Source organism: Mucilaginibacter limnophilus (assembly GCF_004005815.1).
Classification (GTDB): Bacteria; Bacteroidota; Bacteroidia; order Sphingobacteriales; family Sphingobacteriaceae; genus Mucilaginibacter; species Mucilaginibacter limnophilus.
The window spans coordinates 63,262-79,982 of record NZ_SACK01000011.1; the positions used below are offsets into that span (position 1 = coordinate 63,262).

Genomic DNA, 16,721 nt, shown 5'->3' on the forward strand with positions numbered 1-16,721 from the left:
AAATGCCTCACTCAATAGTAAATTTTGAGTGAGGCATTTTTATAATCAGGGACTTTTGTACCGGCTATTCTTTACGGATTTTATCGTAAAGCAATTTCATAAAATATCCTCCTACTACACTACGTGCCTGGAAACCTACTTGTTTGCCATTGGTGGTTTCATGCCAGTCGCTAAGTGGCACACGGCTCTGCGTTTCCAACGCATATTTATATACCGGTTCTACCAGCGTATCAAACTGCTCTCGGGTAGGCGCAAAAGTAGCCGTCCACATAATCCAGTCAGACTTTGTGTAGCTTTTACGACTATCAAGCGGCAACCCATATTCGTTTTGTTTGGTGAGATAGTATTTAGTTTCGGTATCATACACCGATTGCGGAAACAAGTTCAGCCGTAATACTTTATCCCAAATCAGGTTGTATTTTTGGCTCCAGCTGCCCGGGTTCTCAAAAGTCAATGTGTAATGATCTTTATCGCCCGCCAGTTTCATCCATTTGCTAACCATATCATTAGCAATGGCACGGTATTTAACAGCTGTTGCTTTTTGGCCCATGGCGTCGGCCAGTTGGGCATAACAGCCGATACCTACTATCGCTTTTACTGATAAATTTGCATTACGTGCAAGGTGCCCGGCAAAATCATCAGTGCAAAGTTGGTTTTTGGGGTCAAACCCTTCTTCGGTTAAATAATTAACCCAAGTGCTTAAAGTTTTCCAATGTTTTTTTGCGTAAGCCGGATTTCCTTGTGCTTTACATATCGCCGCAGTAAGGATAATCATATTACCGGACTCTTCAACAGGCATGCCTTCGCCATAGGTTTGACCGTTAGCATGAGGATAGGTGCCCAGGTCATGCGCCGCAAAGTTATCTTTGAATTTGCCACTTTCACTAAAATAAAATATACCATTTAACATGCCCTGCATTAGTATAGGATTATAAATAAGATATAATGGCGCCGATGGATAGGTAACATCTACGGTATTAACAAAACCGCCGCTAAAATTTTCTTTGGAAAACCATAAAACCTCGCCCTGCGGGCTTTTTACCAATGTGTGCGCCGCAATGCCCTGGCGATAAGCTAACACGCACAGTTCGGCATATGATTTGCCACCTGACTTAAATGCATCCGTGTACATATTTTTATTGAAGGAAACACATTTTTGTAGTACCGAGGAGTATTCGTCCGCAGCTTTACTAAGCTGCCCTTCAATGGTTTCTTTGCCGGATGTATTCCACCAGGGTCTTAAATTCTGATTGAAATATTGAACTGAATAGATATCGTCATAACCTACCTCAATAAATTTTGATACGGCTGCCGCCCCAACCTGCTCAAATGGAATTACTGTGTTTAACGCCAGCTGGGTGCCTTTTGTAACGGTTGACGTTTTTTCACCGTTACAAAACGCTTCAACAGCATCCTTTCCGTTGGTGATAAATTGCGATACAGCTATTGACTTAGGCGCTGCCACATACATATATCCCCAATCTATTCGGACATCATCACCTGCTTTTTGCAGAACGGGCTGCTCATTAGTACCGGCTTTTAATATAGATAAGTTGGCTGTAACATACTTAGAAGCGGTAACTGGCTGTTTGGATTGATTCACTGCCAAATTAGTGGATGCACTAAAAAACACCTTTACTTTATGTGTTTTGCCATCGTTGGCTTTTACATTATAAGTAATGTATGACACTGGCCTTGACAGCAGATTCAGATCAGACAATAACAATGGCGAAGTAAAAGTGACATCCAGATCTACCTTTCCGCATTTAAAGCTGTATATGGTTTGCGTAGCATTGATGGTTACATTTTTCTGATCGGCCATTTGTAGTTGTTTATTTAATGCCGGTTTTTCGTGATCTACCAAACCGATATCTGCGCGTGCGCCGCCACCGGTATTCACTATATGCATAGCCAAAATATTTTCGCCTCCTTTCAATTTAGATTTATCAACCGGTATAAACTCATAGCCCTTACTAACACCTTTTTTCGCGAAAACAGGTTCGCCATTAAGTGAAACTTCAATATCATCATCCCATGTTAGTTTCAAAAGCAGTTTATTAATAGCCTCAGCTTGTGCTACTGTAAATGCCCTCCTGATCCAAATATCTCTGCTTGTCCACTTTAGCTTATCTTCTTTGCCGTCTCCGATAGGAGATGAACCTTCCTCCCAGTCTGTTGCCGGAAATTCGACACCCGTCCAGTTACCATTGGGTTTGGTAAATGTGTATTTAACCACATAATCTTTTTCTTCAGATGTCGGCAATATCGTTCGATATTGCTCAGGCTCTTTACCTAAAAAGCGATAATTTGTGCCATCTACATTAATTAAGCCAATCAATGATTGTTCAGCACCCGTCCAATGGGTAGTGGTGGACTCAGCCAGCTTATCCGAATTTGACCAAACGCTAAAATAGGTGTTATTTGTTATTAAGGGATATGATGGTGCTTTTCTTTGCTGAGCAGATAGAGAAAACGGGATAAATATCGCGCAAACAAGCATTACTGCTACTAATGTGGTTAGTGCTTTTGTAGTTAATGATAATTTATAAAGTAAGTTTTGCATTTTTATGTTGATATTAAATTGACTTGTTTTTGATCAAACACATGACCGGTAAAAAGCTATCATCCCAGTTACGCCCATGTGATTTTATACGATCAGAACTTGTTATTGTCCGTATGTACTTATCTCGCCCATAACCATATAGCTTTGCGGCCCTTGAGTACCTACAAATTTAAAGTATCTTGCTTTTGCATTTTCAGGCAGTAAATAACGCTGTTCGCCATTAATAAGGCGGTTAAAATTAAATGAGCCATGATTTATCCAGGTAATGTTATCTATACTGGTTAAAAATTCGAACTTATCAGGTCCGCGATCGTCACCATCAGGCATAGCATAAGTAGTTCGCCAAACACCAAATTGAGTGATTGTTCGCTCCACACCCATGTCTATTGTCGCAAAATGCGGGTAGTTTGAACAACCGGCGCAGGTATGCCAGCGTGTTCCATCAGTACCGTCGATAAAATTAATTACAGCGTTTTCACCGGGCGAGTGCTGCGTTGAATAATCTATGATCTTCCAATCCTTTTTGTCAAACGATCGTAAACCACCGTCGGTATAACCTGTGTAGAAATTGTCAACACTTAACGAGTCGGGTCTGAACAGGGTTCTAAACTTATAGTTCGTGTTGGGTTTCATGTCCAATATTTCCGATGTAAGCGATTCTACCGGGAAAAGTTTATGCTTAACATTTCCTGACACGTCAGTGTATTCAACTTCTGATGCAAAAGCGCCGTTTGATACGTCAGCCCCGCCCCAGTTAATAGTAATAGCACCGTTAGTTTTTATGACAGTCGAATTTACAGGTCTCGTTAACAGCTGTGCCTGATATTTTTCACCATACGAGCCGCCCACCACTTCAACGGGTATTGATGAATGGCCTTGGGCATCATAAGTGCGAATAATGAAGGTGTAGCTTTTCTCCTGCAGATTGTCAATCATCACGCTTATGGTATCACCTATCTCCGGAATATCAACGCTTATCGAATCCGCAAAACTGTTCCAGAATACCTTTGCTTTTACAACTGACGGATCAGCCCCCCTCAGCCAGGCAACTTTCACCCTGTTAAGGCCGGAATATGCTTTTGGCTTTGTTGCCTTACCTGCATAGGTTAATCCACCAGGAACTACATAATTTTTATATGCCGAGTCCATTTTACGGCAAGCTGTTATAACACAAATCGTTATCAACAACATTAGCCCGACATGATATATCCTTTTCATAATACTCTTCTATGATTATATTAAATAAATATCTATTGTTGTATTTGGCCAAAAAAAGTCATTTCCATAATTACTACCTGCCCTGGGCTGCTATATGTTTCTAATGATTTAAGGCGCAGGTAACGCACCGGTGGCGGCTGAATATCAAAGTTATAATCGCACCCTAAATTTGTAGCGTAGTTTTGGTCTTCATTGGTTTTTTGGCCTAATGGAAGCCCGGATGGTTTAAGCGTTTCAAATTTACCTAGTAAGGTCCATTGCGTCCAGCCACCATCAGGGTCAGGTGAGTTTGAGCCCCACAATTCAAATGTTTTCAAACCCGAACCTGTATAGCAGTGATCGTTCGGTTCCATCCATTGTTTAAACCGGCTCAGTAATACTTTTTTACCCAGATCAATAGTGATCCATTGCGGCAGGGATGAGGCATTTGACGACGCGTAGATCCTTCTATCAGACAAACCATTCCAGATATTTTCGACGCTAAAGGCCGGATCGGCCAGCTCGGTTTGATCGGTAGGAAGCACCAGCTTACTAAACGTGTTTTTAGGAATCTCTATTTCAAATTTTGGAGTTAAGGTTTTAATCAGTGTATCCGATTTATTGTTCCAGCGATCGCGAAAGAACACTGCAAACTTTTGCGGTTTCGACTCAAAACCGCGTGCCGCAAAATTACCTGTTACGGCTGCGGTGTAAAAAGTGCGCACAGTTACCCAATTATTATTTCCTGTAGTATCGCGCAACACCACTATTTGTAAATCAGCCTTATCAGGATTTCTGAAGGATATACTTACCCCGCCAAATGTTTCGGCAAAGTTAGACTCTTTAAATACTGACCGTACCGGTGGTGTTTTAGGAGTAACATCTACAAGCAGCGGCGCCGATTCTTTTTCATTGCTGCCCACACTGTATATTTTTACAGGATGGGTGAGCGTATCGCCAAAACCTACCAGTTTAAGTGTATCGGTATATCTCGATGATTTTGCTTCCCTGAATACGCCGGGTTGTATTTCGTAAATCGCCTTTACGTATGACAGGTTAGCGTCTGACGGTAACTTGTAAGTTAATACCCCGCCACCAGGGGTTGCCTCTACCTTTACGGCGCTTACCTGGCCCGGTGCGGGAGAGTCCGCATCTACAAAATCCAGTCGGCCTTCTTTTGAGCAGCCGTACCATAAAAGGGCGACTGTTAATACACCAATAAAATATATTTTTTTCATTTTCTTCTGTTTAATTTTTGATTACCAGCCTAAGTTTTGAACTAGGTTTGTATTGGTCGTCATATTGCCTTCGGATATTGGCCAGAAATAATCTTTTGCGCCAAATGTTTGGTTGTAAAGCACAGTGATACGATAATATGATTCGGGTGTCGTTTGCGACATATCCCAACCCCTTATCTGATCATTTAATACCTGTGACGATTTTTTCCAGCGGCGAAGATCCCATAAGCGCTGCGACTCAAAGGCCAATTCTATCAGGCGCTCCTGCTGGATAATGTCGCGCATGCCGTCCTGGTTTAAAAATTTCACTGGGTTAGTTGAAAAATTGGTCCATGATGATTCAACGGTGCCTAAACCTGCACGTTTTCTAACTAAGTCAATGTATTTGTTTACTTCAGCTGAAGGCCCGGATGATTCATTCAACGCTTCCGCATATAGTAAGTATAAATCGGCCAAACGCATTATCGGATATGGATAATCAACGACAGAATAATCATTATTAGAATTAATTGTATTCTGAAAATTAATTAGCTTTTTTAAGTTATAACCAGTTACTGTATTATAACCATATTTGCCTTTACCATTACGTTGTTTAAATTTTCCTTCCAGGTAAAATAGTTCATTGTCTTTTTTATCATCAAATCGACCTTGTCCATAGTAAATGCTTCCATCAAAGCCAAGGTCAGCATAAAACCTAGGTTCCCGGTCAAAATGAAGGCCAACAGTTGTGTAACCTTTCCGGATATATAGTTTATCATCATCTCCGGCTGTGCGTAATGTATAACGGCCGCTATAATTCCAAGTTTTGTCTTCGTTAATGGGTACGCCATTTTCGCTATAAAACATTTCGGCAATTTTTAATGGTGGCGATAGTTCTCCCCTGGTAATAACACCATCAAGATAGCGGGGATCCCACCAACTCGATATCAGACGTTGCAAACCATCGGTATTGGCCTGCGTATTGGCCCAGATAATCTCGCTATTCCATCGCTCAGTAACCGCATTTCTGATACTTAGCTGTGTATTAATGGTATCGGAAAGCTGAAACTGTTGAAAGGCCGGGTTATATATATATAGCTTAATACCTGCTTCTTCACATACATCTATAGCCCTTTTGCAAGCTACAGCCGCAGTATCCCATTTTACTTTAGAAAAAGTGGTGTTAAATAGCGGCGTTCCGTCGTGGTTTTTCAAATTGCCCTGATCAGCATTACCATTGAACAAAGGACTTGCTGATGTAACCAATGCTTTGGCCCGTAGTGATAAAGCAATTGGCCTGGTAATGCGTCCGGCTTCGGTAGTGGGGCTTAAAATAGTTAATGGTAAATCTGGTGCTGCCTCGTTAAGCAATTGCGCTATGTAATTAAAACAAGTATCAACTGGATCGCGCGAAACCTTAACTTCATTAACGTCTGCAGAAATAGGCAGGTTTTTTTTAATAACCGGAATGGGGCCATACATCCTTACCAGAATAAAATGATAATAGGCTTTAAGAAACTTCACTTCAGCTATCCAGCGCTTTTTCTCGGTTTCCTGCATATCGGGCACTTTACCGATATTTTCCAAAAAGATATTGCAGTCTCTTATCCCTTGGTACATAGGCTGGAACCTGTCGCCCAACGGGCCAACCTTGCTTTGAAAGCCTTTGGCCATGTCCAAAAAAGCGGCCCTTTCCGGTATCTCCCAAAGCTCATCGCCGCCAACCATAGCCGGATCATCGTCCAACCGACCGTTTTTTGGCATAAACGAGTAGCAGGTGAATAGAAATTTCATTGCCTGCGTACGCATGGTAAATGCGTTATCAATGGTCGCTACGTTATCAGGAACTACATCCAAAAACTTTTTGCAGGATGTTAACACTATCAAAACAAGTAATACAATCGCTCCTGTTTTTAAATCTCTTCTCATAATATGTTTGTTTATGATTTTACTACTGTATGTTACCTTATGGTAACATTTAAACCGACGTTAAACACGCGTTGAATGGGATAGCCAAGTCCGTCGCCTCCCATCTCTGCATCCCACAAATCGTACTTACTGAAGCTGAGTAAGTTGGTGGCATTTATATATATCCTGCAGCTTGACAGATGTAACTTATTTTGAAAACCTTGTGGAATTTTGTAGCCAAGCTCTACCTGCTTCAGGCGTAAAAATGACCCGTCGCGCATAAACCAAGTACTGGTTTGGTTATTATTATTGTTGATGTCGGGGCTTAGTCTTGGCCATAGCGCGTACACATTGCGTGAATCTTCAGACCAATGACTATCTGCATAAGCTTTTAATAACTGCGTCTGATTATTAAACGGCGATGTACTATTGGCATCTATCCAGAACGACTCGTTAGCCAGCCCCTGGAAAAACGCAGAAAAATCGAAGCTTTTGTAACCACTTGAAAAACCAAACCCATAAACAATTTCCGGTAAACGGGGGTTGCCAATAGGCACTCGGTCGGCATCGGTGATCTGGCCATCACGGTTTACATCTGTGTATTTAATGTCTCCGCCGCCGTAGGGGCCAAAGTTTTGCTTGGGGGAATTGGCGGCTTCGGCATCGTCAACAAACAGCCGCTCGGCAATATATCCGTACTCCTGGAAGATAGGGTTGCCTATGCGACTGCGATACGCCTCTTTATAAACAGGCTCTTCATATACAGTGTACTTGCTGCGTGCGTAAGTGAAGTTACCGGTTGCCTGAAACCAAAAATCTTTATTAATCGTTTGCTGGTATTCCATCGAGATATCCATACCCTTTCCGGACGCCTGGCCTACGTTTGAGCGTACATCAGCTGTTAAACCCATAGTAACCGGAATTGAAGCGCGCGACATCAGGATATTCTTACGCTTCTCAGAATATACTTCGGCAGTTAATTTAAGTTTATTGAACAGTCCTAATTCCAACGCCAAATTCGCTTTTGCCGATCTTTCCCAAGTAATATCTTCATTGGCATACCGGGTAATATCCACACCGTTTAAATACGTGCCTCCCCCCTGACCATTTCCGAATGTAGCGCCACGGTTACCGGCATTCATGTTTACGTTTGACAAGTAAAAGAACCTGTCGGCCGGCGAACCTATTGCATCATTACCAATGAAACCGTAAGTAGCCCGTAAGCGCAGGTTATTAACAACGGGCCTGAATTTTTCAAAGAATTTTTCGTTAAATATGCTCCAAGCGATACCGGCTGACGGAAAATAACCGAAACGATTTTTTTTTGCAAATCTTTCTGATCCGTTGTATCCAAAATTATACTCCAGATAATAGCGGCTATCATAATTATAAGTTGCCCTACCCGATACACCTATGTTTCTGAATGGCAGCGATTGCTGCAAATCAGTAGCGCTTGCATTGATGTTGTTCTGCATCATGTACACAAGCAAACCGCTAAAGCCGTGTTTTTTAAACTGGTTGCTGTAATTTAACATTGCCTGCGCATAAAAAACAGAGTTAAGCTGCCGGTTATTAGGATCCTGATTATAATCGAGGTACTCTGTCGCAGTGGTTTCATTTATGTTTTTTATGTTATAGGTATTCACAGCCGGATCATACCCGGTAAGCGTGTACAGGTACGGGTTGTAAGCTCTCCTTACATCAAAGTAAGAGGTACGGTTGATATTCATCATAGCACTTAAATTGAGCCCTTTTACCATGGCTGAAAGATCCTGTTTAGCCTCTAACTGCGCCAGCATCAACGACCGTGAATAGTTCATATAACCTTTGGTCATATCTGCATACGGGTTGGTGTATTGGCCCTGATCATAATTACCATACATTATGTGCTTAACAAAGGCATGGTCGGCATCAACCGGGTAGAACTGCGGAAATAGTACCGGATTAGAGCGCATCACTTTGCGATACATTTCGGCACCGCCATCTAACGGACCAGTATAATCGTCGAAGTTACCACTCAGGCGTACAATCATTTCAGTAGTTTTAGTGAGGTTTACGGTGATATTTGAACGAAGAGAATAGCTTGTCAGATCGATATTGTTATTAAAGTTATTCCGGTGATCAACCTTTAACATACCGTTATCACGGTTAATTGCACCCGAAATAAAGTATTTAGCCACTTCCCCACCGCCGCTTACATTTAAATTGGCGCGCTGATTCATAGTGTAATCTTTGAATATCTGCTTTTTCCAATTATTAGCCGGATATATGATAGGGTTCACACCGGCAGCGGTATTAGCAATCTTCTCGTCGCTGTATAAAGTAGTTCCTAACGGGTTACGAGTTAAGGTTGCCTCATTAGCCTGTATCATGTAAGTAACCGGGTCGGCCATCTCAATGTCTCTCACTGCAGTAGATACCGAATTTTCTAAACGCACTGCAATTTGTGCCTTGCCTACCTTACCTTGTTTGGTGGTTACCAGAATTACTCCATTCGCACCACGCGCACCATATACTGCAGTAGATGTAGCATCTTTAAGGATAGAGAAACTGGCAATATCATCAGGTTGTAAGCGGGCCAAATCGGTAGTACTCAGCTCCATACCGTCAATCAATATCAACGGGTTGTTTTTATAACCAAACGTGGTAACACCGCGGATAAAAAAATCAGCATTATCGCGACCGGGTTCGCCGCCGCGCTGAAAAGCAATAAGTCCTGCGGCACGGCCAGCCAAAGCTGTGGTAAGGTTACTTGACGGAATTTTCAAGTCGGATGATTTAATTGAGGTTACCGAACCCACCATATCAGTACGCTTCTGTGTACCGAAGCCTACAACAACCACTTCGGTTAATGCTTTAGTATCTGGTTTTAAGGTTACATCAATGGTAGTTTGACCGTTCACTGGTACTTCCTGCGATACATAGCTGATGAAAGAGAATACCAACACTGCATTATCATCAGGTATATCTATCACATATTTTCCATTCTGATCGGTTTTCGTACCGATAGTGGTACCTTTTACCATAACAGTTACACCCGGCAAAATACCTACGGAGTCTCGCACTGTACCGGTAACAGGACCTTTTTGCCTAACTGTGTTATCAGTTTCTGGCACCATGCTTTCATCAATACGCTTATCAGCAGTTTTCATTTTTACAATGATGGTTTGCCGTTCAATAACATACGTTAGCAGCTGACCTTCGAAACATTTTTGCAGCGCCTTCTCAACCGGTAGGTTATTTATTTGAATGGTTACAGGTTTAGATACCTGAAATATAGTTGGGTTGTAAAGAATGTTATATCCGGATTGCTTTTTAATTTCTTTTAAAACAGTTTCGAGTGAGTTGTCTTTTACAGACAAGTTTATTTTTTGCCCGTAAACGGCCGCCCGAACCTGTAAAAGGCCTGCTATTAATAAGATAATAGTTAGCTTCATTATCCTTATGAAATTTAATGTCACACGGGAGTTTATCCCGCAATTAAATGCCGTATAAGTTTTATACATTTGAGTTAGGTTTATAAAATGAATTTGTTCTTTAACGGGAATGATTTCGATAGGCCAACATAAACCGGGGGTGTCGTAACCACTCCTGGTTTGTTTCCTTTAGACTTGTAGTTTTTTACTGCATATGCTTCTCCTTTCGTTACTTAGGCCCCCGATCAAATTATTTGCAAAACATATTTATCTGTCAGGATATGGTTTAATGCCATAATTTTTGTGAACGGGTAGGTTACGTTATAAATGGTTACAGTAAAGACGTACTTCAAAATATAACGGGGGGAGCAGACCGAAAAAAATGCAGAGTTAAGATACGATTATCTTGCGGTCCTTTATTGTGAATGAGACAGTTCCGGTTAACTGAAGCATCTTTAAAACATCAGATACATGTGAATATTTAGAAATGGTACCGGAAAACATCTTGCCTTGCATGTTACCCTTATATTCTACTTGTACGTTATACCAGCGGGATATTTTCCGCATCACTACGTAAATATTCTCGTTATCAAACTGAAAATAACCTTCTTTCCACGCAACAGCCGATGCGGTATCAGCTGTGCTGATAGTAAATTTTACAGCTGATAATTCGGCCTGTTGACCGGGTAAAAGTATTTTAGTTTGGGATACTTTTTGCCGTCCGCCGTTGTCAAAAGCTTCGACTTTAACACTGCCATGCAACAACGTGGTTTTAACTCCGTTTTCTTCGGCATAATCATTTACATTGAACCGTGTACCTAACACTTCAATTTTTTGCCGCTTGCTTAAAACAACAAAAGGTTGTTTTTTTCGCGCTGCCTTGCTGTCATGGCTATTTGTTACTTTCACAATTTCAAAATAGGCTTCACCACTCAGCTCAACCAAACGTTCTTCCGGTGCAAAATGCGAAGGAAATTTTATAGATGATGCCGCGTTTAACCACACTTTTGACCCGTCAGCCAGTATGATCTGATATTGCCCGCCATCAGGAGTTGTTATGGTATTGAATGTCTGTGTACTATTTCCGTGGTTTTTGGCTGTAGGATTGGGTTGGCACACCATTAACCCATCACTATTTTTTTTAATCAACAAATCTGATTGGGTAACAATATTGCCATTAGCTACATCTTCTAGGTTTATTTTTTTACCATTACTTAGTGTTAAAAAAGCCTTATTGCTTCCAAAAGATATTTCATTGTCTTTATTGACAATTTTTTCATGCGAAATATTCCTTGTTATAAAATAAACGCTTATTGACAGACACGAAATAATAACAGCTGCTGTACGTAAAAATCTGTACGTCCTAAACTTAGGCTCTATTACCTTTATTTCGGCCGTATCATCTTTTAAAATTTCCTTGAGTCTTAAATTAAGTGAATATCTTGTATTTTGTATCTCAACAGTATCCGGCTCAGGCCTTTTTAACTGCTCTTCAATCAATTGCTGAAATACTTCCTCGTATTGCTTTTGCGTTAACAAATCCATTAACTGGTCCGCCTCTTCTTTAGTACACTGATTATTAACCAATTTTTTAAATAACAGTGATATTTCGCTGTGATCCATTAAAAACACTATGATTAAATACTAAAGACGCTATTTAAAAATACTTGGGGGGACTAATGTTTCATTGAATATTCAATAAAACAAGGCAATATAAAAAATGTAACCTATTAATGTAACAATTTCCATGTTTTTAGTCATGTATAATCTAACCAGGTTTTTTGCCTTGCTCAAGTATTCTTTTACTGTGTGAGTGGAAATGCCTAATTTTTCGGCAGTTTCCTTGTAACTGCACCCATCCAGCTTGCACAACTGGTAAACCAGCCTTTGTTGTGGACTAAGCTTGGCTAAGGCCTCTTCTAAAAGCGTTTCGCTTTCACGGTAATATATATTCTCTTCAATGTGCGAGTATTGTTCTGTTATTTTCAATTTAAAATGGGCTGACATATTCCTGTCACGCTCCATTTTTCGATAAAAATCGCAAACCAAGTTAGCGCCGGCCCGGTAGAGGTATGAGTCGAAATCACGTTCGTATGTTATACTTTCGCGCTTCTGCCATATACGTGCGAATAATACTTGAGTAATTTCTTCAGCAACCTGATCATCTTTCACCATTTTTAATACATTGGCATAAATCCTCAGGCTGTATTTATGGTAAAGCCGGGTAAAGGCCAAAACATTTCCGCTTTTTAGTAAGGCGGTCATTTCTACATCAGTATCAGCCTCAGATGGACCCATAGGTATTTTTAGGTTTGTAGAAAACAGCAATAACTCTCATATATGACAAGATGTATTTAAAAACAGTATATAGATATTCAACTGATATAAGCTAAAAGGTACAAAGCGCATTTTGGCTTAGGGCATATATGCCAAACATAAGTAAGGCTAATCAAAAGCTATTTTACCAAATGGCAATAGTGTTTATCTATTTTGATACAATGGCACAAATCTGATCATCGCATTAACGTCATTTTGAAAAACTATTATTAAAGATGGCACGCTATAATTATAGCTTGTTCAACTAAATTAATCCCTACTTAAAATAATTGAGTTAAAGAATTTCACTTGGCACGATCCCCTATATCTTACCTGAATTTTGATGTCCGGTTAAAAGCATACAGTGTAGCCTTTTTATTTCAAAAATAGAGGGGCATATAAATAGCAGCAATAGATGATTTGATAAATAAGTTATACTTTTTGATACTAAAAAAATACATACCTCCTCCTGATACATGTTTTAACTGGCAGTAATCTCAAAGGAGCAGCAATGTCCCTAAGCGCAGCACCATCATCCGCCTGAGCAGATCAGTTAATTCGGTATCAAAAGTGAGCTAAATATTCGCAATCAATTAGATGAACAAATCTTATTAATAGTTGCCATTAAATAAATCGATAGCAATACAAAAATATTTATACCAATCGGTGTACCTGTTTGAATCCCACACAATCAGGTCAAAATTACCGAGATCTTTTGCAAAATCGGCGTTAGCTGGGCTTGGTATTGGCATACCTGCATTCCTATAGCCTCTCTCTTTATCTTAAGATATTACTGTGTATTCATCAAATTGGCGCTTTCCAACGCTAGAAAGACCTGTCGTAAAGCTGCCATTGATAATCGTTGCATCAGCTTTCCCATTTTTTAGTTATTAGGATTACGCCATTCGCACCACGGCTGCCATAATAACGGTAGCATCCGCATCTTTCAATAGATCAATTGACTCAATATCCTTAGAATTTATAAAGCTTAAGGCAGAAATAGTATCCAAACCGGTCAGTACAACGTTACCCGCCATTGAGTTTACAAAAGGCACCCCGTCAATTACAAACATAGGCTCGCTTTATACATCTGACAAACTACTTTAGCCTCTCAGTTGTACTTTGACGGCTGCGCCGGTTTGTTTGGTGACTACACGAATGACGCACTTTCGTATTGTGTTTTTTGCATGTTTTGTGTAGTATAAAGAACAAAAAAGCCGCTAAATCATGCGATTTAGCGGCTTTTTTCGTGTTTAACTTGTTTTTCAGCGGTGAGTGATATACTTTATATTGAAGGCTTAAAAGATTATGTGATCATTTATTTAGTAACTCAAAAAGTGATCACGCTGATGAATATTAAAACTATTCATGACCTGCTTCCAAAGAGCTTTTTTGTAAGGGTCAGCAAATCTTACATCATCAATGTAAACAACATAGATTCTGTAGATAACAATACTGTTTACATAGGGGAAAACGAGATACCGATCGGCAATGTTTACAGGGATCACTTCTTTAATGAATTTGTAACCAGAAAAATTTTAAGTAAGTGATATGGTCCTAGGCCGACCATCCGAAAAAACCAGCTATTTCGCAAAGGTTGTTGGTATCGGTTAGTAAATTTGCGTTGCATTCGATACAATGATTTATGGTACCAGGCCAAAGTCCTGTTAATGGATATAAAATTTCTTTTACACTCAACAAAATCGTTGTTTTAATGTACATTACCCAGTATGAGTAAAGTATTTACAATAGTTGAGGGACTTGAAAATTTAGGGGCATTACGCACAGGCGGACAAGGTTCAGTATACAAGGGCAAACGCACCGGCACCATTTACACAGCTGTTAAACTCATACCCACCCCCCTACACACCGAAGACCTGGAGGATAGAAATTACCGCAATTTCCAAAACGAGGTAGCCAAGCTGAAAAAAGTTAATGAAGATCCCAGTCCTAACGTGGTAAAAATACTTAGCTCGGGTATTACTGAAAGCGGTTCATTTCCCTTTATTGAGATGGAATTTATAGAGGGTCCCGACCTTGGTGAACTGCTCACTCATCCTCACGACAAAATATTCATACTTAAGGAATTGGTAAAAGTTGCCGACCAACTGGCATGCGCGCTTGCCCACTGCCATAAGGTTGGCGTTAAACATGGGGATATAAAAAGCGATAACGTAAAGTACAACATCCATACCGGCAACTATATATTGCTGGATTTTGGCTTAGCGATTATGACCGAAGAGCAGCGCCGTACCAGCATACGCCACGCGGGAGCCGTTGAATTTATGGCGCCCGAACAAAACGAAGGTAAGATGCTGATGCAGACCGACGTGTACAGCTACGGTGTGGTACTATTTGAATTACTTGGTGGCCAGGTTCCTTACCCGTTAACCGGCAACAGCGATACCGGGCGGAATATGGTTATGCTATGCCACATGGAAGATGCGTTGCCCGATGTGCTGGAACTGCGTAGAACCAACATGCCCAAAACCTGGAATAAGGAAAAGAAAGACCAGGAAATGCAGGTACCTGCCTGGCTGATTAACCTGATTGCCAAATGCCTTCAGAAAAAGCCGGAGGACAGGTATGCCAACGGTATAGCATTACATGAAGCCGTTGTAGCAGGCAGTATTTCGTCGGTTACCGGCTATTCCCCCGGCCCGGAAATAGCTGCTTTGCAAACCGAGAATGAACGCTTGCAACAAGCGCTTGCGCAACAACCGCAACTTTCTCAAATTGGTGAAGATATTGATAAGTCGAAAATTTTGGTATCGAAGACTGCATTCAACGGGATAATGGTGCTCATGATAATTTTCATGCTTTTATCTGGGTACCTGGCATTTTTTAAAGATAGGTCGGCCAAAATCCATGTAGGTAATACGGATTCTATCCAAAACAGCGCCGATACCACTGTGGTTGACAGCGCACCGAACCCGGCTACCTACTACAAACCGCCGGTAACACGTGATACCGCTCAACAGGACAGCGTTATAGTAAAACCCGAAACTGACACCCCCGCCGTAACGGATAGCCTCGAAGACCTGGCGCCAGACACGACCGTGGCACCGGAGCCTTAAATAATAATGCAAATAAACAGCCGTCCAAACATCTGTTGCGGTAAAGTGTTCAGTAAAACATAGCTGAAATAATTAATGGAAACAAAGTCGAACTTCTGGCAGCGCCTGGGTATACAAGATTGGTTTTTGACCAATGAAACCTCTGGTATCAACGGTAAGACGCCGCCGCTTACGCCCGATACGGTTTACAGCTACATAATTGAAAAATTCAAAGATTCCATTAAGGAACTTTCTTTTGGGCAGCGCGTGGTTTTTTATCACGAATTTATCATCAGTTTCAACGCCGAAGACTACCGCGAATTTGTGGAAAACAAGCAGGGCATTTTTGGCTTGATTGTACAGGAAACCGTTAAGAAGTTTTATGAGATATTGAAAGAACAGCGTGCGCTGGGCAAAACGGTTGAGCCGTCAGGTTCCAAATGGGTATTCAGGCTCGTGTCTCATCCCGATTATGTGCGCGGTGACAAAGGCTTTATCGGCAAGTTGTTGCCTGATAATAATGATCAAAAAGCAGAGAACCTTCGCGTAACATTCATTCCGCGGCAAACGGGTATAGCCCAAACTTTTGATGTGAATAATGATGTATTGAAAGGATTTACCTACTACAGCGAAGGCTATATGGAAATACCCTACGAAGAAGAGCTGGAATACATCGACCAAAAGAACGCCCCGGCTACTACGCTGGCTCGTTTGGAGACAATTATACCCGATAAGCAGTTTGCCGGCAAAAAGGTAGAGTATTTGATGAAGGACGACGACATTATTATATCGGGCAGTGATGAAACACGCGAAGAACCAAATATTTTTGTCATACCGTCCGAATGGGTAAACTCGCCGCACCTGCAAATAAAATACAACAAAGCCGATGGCAAGTTTTACTTGGCTTCATTTGGCGAAATTACTACTTTAAACGAGGGTGCGGTGAAACCCAGTGGCATCAATAATCCTGAATGGGTGGAGCTGCCTGTTAATTCAAGATTACTGCTGAACGGAATAATTGGTGTTAACCTTTTTAAATCATAGTATG

At 41.0% G+C, this 16,721-nt stretch carries 11 protein-coding genes; 3 read left to right on the forward strand and 8 right to left on the reverse strand.

Features of this window, described 5'->3' with window-relative positions:
* Positions 1-64: 64 nt before the first annotated feature.
* The 8 genes from EOD41_RS18815 to EOD41_RS18850 all read right to left on the reverse strand — a co-directional run bounded on the left by EOD41_RS18815 (position 65) and on the right by EOD41_RS18850 (position 13,690).
* On the reverse strand, positions 65-2,563 hold the full coding sequence (locus tag EOD41_RS18815; RefSeq protein ID WP_240663496.1) for a glutaminase family protein: 2,499 nt from the start codon (positions 2,561-2,563) through the stop codon (positions 65-67).
* A 102-nt stretch (positions 2,564-2,665) separates the two neighbouring features.
* Positions 2,666-3,712 (reverse strand): DUF4998 domain-containing protein, encoded by a 1,047-nt coding sequence (locus EOD41_RS18820; RefSeq protein ID WP_164849990.1) that lies wholly within the window; start codon positions 3,710-3,712, stop codon positions 2,666-2,668.
* Positions 3,713-3,813: 101 nt separating this feature from the next.
* Positions 3,814-4,998, reverse strand: a complete 1,185-nt coding sequence (locus EOD41_RS18825; protein ID WP_127707864.1) for a DUF5000 domain-containing lipoprotein — start codon at positions 4,996-4,998, stop codon at positions 3,814-3,816.
* A gap of 21 nt (positions 4,999-5,019) precedes the next feature.
* Positions 5,020-6,906 carry a RagB/SusD family nutrient uptake outer membrane protein gene (locus EOD41_RS18830; protein WP_127707866.1) on the reverse strand — a complete coding sequence of 629 codons (1,887 nt, stop codon included), beginning with the start codon at positions 6,904-6,906 and terminating at the stop codon, positions 5,020-5,022.
* Between the two features lie 32 nt (positions 6,907-6,938).
* Entirely contained in the window at positions 6,939-10,322 is a 3,384-nt protein-coding gene (locus EOD41_RS18835; RefSeq protein WP_127707868.1) for a TonB-dependent receptor, read from the reverse strand.
* A 369-nt stretch (positions 10,323-10,691) separates the two neighbouring features.
* Entirely contained in the window at positions 10,692-11,924 is a 1,233-nt protein-coding gene (locus EOD41_RS18840) for a FecR family protein (RefSeq protein WP_127707870.1), read from the reverse strand.
* A 72-nt stretch (positions 11,925-11,996) separates the two neighbouring features.
* Positions 11,997-12,599: an RNA polymerase sigma factor gene (locus tag EOD41_RS18845; RefSeq protein ID WP_127707872.1), complete on the reverse strand. Its 603-nt coding sequence runs from the start codon at positions 12,597-12,599 to the stop codon at positions 11,997-11,999.
* Between the two features lie 914 nt (positions 12,600-13,513).
* Positions 13,514-13,690, reverse strand: a complete 177-nt coding sequence (locus EOD41_RS18850; protein ID WP_127707875.1) for a TonB-dependent receptor plug domain-containing protein — start codon at positions 13,688-13,690, stop codon at positions 13,514-13,516.
* A 198-nt stretch (positions 13,691-13,888) separates the two neighbouring features.
* Here EOD41_RS18850 and EOD41_RS18855 point away from each other — a divergent pair, with 198 nt between their 5' ends.
* From EOD41_RS18855 to EOD41_RS18865, 3 genes are all read left to right on the forward strand, one after another.
* The gene (locus EOD41_RS18855) at positions 13,889-14,167 is read left to right on the forward strand and encodes a LytR/AlgR family response regulator transcription factor (RefSeq protein ID WP_205780596.1); all 279 of its coding nucleotides are present in this window, start codon (positions 13,889-13,891) and stop codon (positions 14,165-14,167) included.
* Positions 14,168-14,347: 180 nt separating this feature from the next.
* On the forward strand, positions 14,348-15,694 hold the full coding sequence (locus tag EOD41_RS18860; RefSeq protein WP_127707877.1) for a serine/threonine protein kinase: 1,347 nt from the start codon (positions 14,348-14,350) through the stop codon (positions 15,692-15,694).
* Positions 15,695-15,769: 75 nt separating this feature from the next.
* Positions 15,770-16,717 (forward strand): hypothetical protein, encoded by a 948-nt coding sequence (locus EOD41_RS18865; protein ID WP_127707879.1) that lies wholly within the window; start codon positions 15,770-15,772, stop codon positions 16,715-16,717.
* Positions 16,718-16,721: the final 4 nt, after the last annotated feature.

Excerpts from the sequence above, each read along its gene's own strand:
- EOD41_RS18815 (WP_240663496.1), bottom strand. The coding sequence starts at position 2,563 with ATGCAAAACTTACTTTATAAATTATCATTAACTACAAAAGCACTAACC.
- EOD41_RS18820 (WP_164849990.1), bottom strand. The coding sequence starts at position 3,712 with ATGGACTCGGCATATAAAAATTATGTAGTTCCTGGTGGATTAACCTAT.
- EOD41_RS18825 (WP_127707864.1), bottom strand. The coding sequence starts at position 4,998 with ATGAAAAAAATATATTTTATTGGTGTATTAACAGTCGCCCTTTTATGG.
- EOD41_RS18830 (WP_127707866.1), bottom strand. The coding sequence starts at position 6,906 with ATGAGAAGAGATTTAAAAACAGGAGCGATTGTATTACTTGTTTTGATA.
- EOD41_RS18835 (WP_127707868.1), bottom strand. The coding sequence starts at position 10,322 with ATGAAGCTAACTATTATCTTATTAATAGCAGGCCTTTTACAGGTTCGG.
- EOD41_RS18840 (WP_127707870.1), bottom strand. The coding sequence starts at position 11,924 with ATGGATCACAGCGAAATATCACTGTTATTTAAAAAATTGGTTAATAAT.
- EOD41_RS18845 (WP_127707872.1), bottom strand. The coding sequence starts at position 12,599 with ATGGGTCCATCTGAGGCTGATACTGATGTAGAAATGACCGCCTTACTA.
- EOD41_RS18850 (WP_127707875.1), bottom strand. The coding sequence starts at position 13,690 with ATGTTTGTAATTGACGGGGTGCCTTTTGTAAACTCAATGGCGGGTAAC.
- EOD41_RS18860 (WP_127707877.1), top strand. The coding sequence starts at position 14,348 with ATGAGTAAAGTATTTACAATAGTTGAGGGACTTGAAAATTTAGGGGCA.
- EOD41_RS18865 (WP_127707879.1), top strand. The coding sequence starts at position 15,770 with ATGGAAACAAAGTCGAACTTCTGGCAGCGCCTGGGTATACAAGATTGG.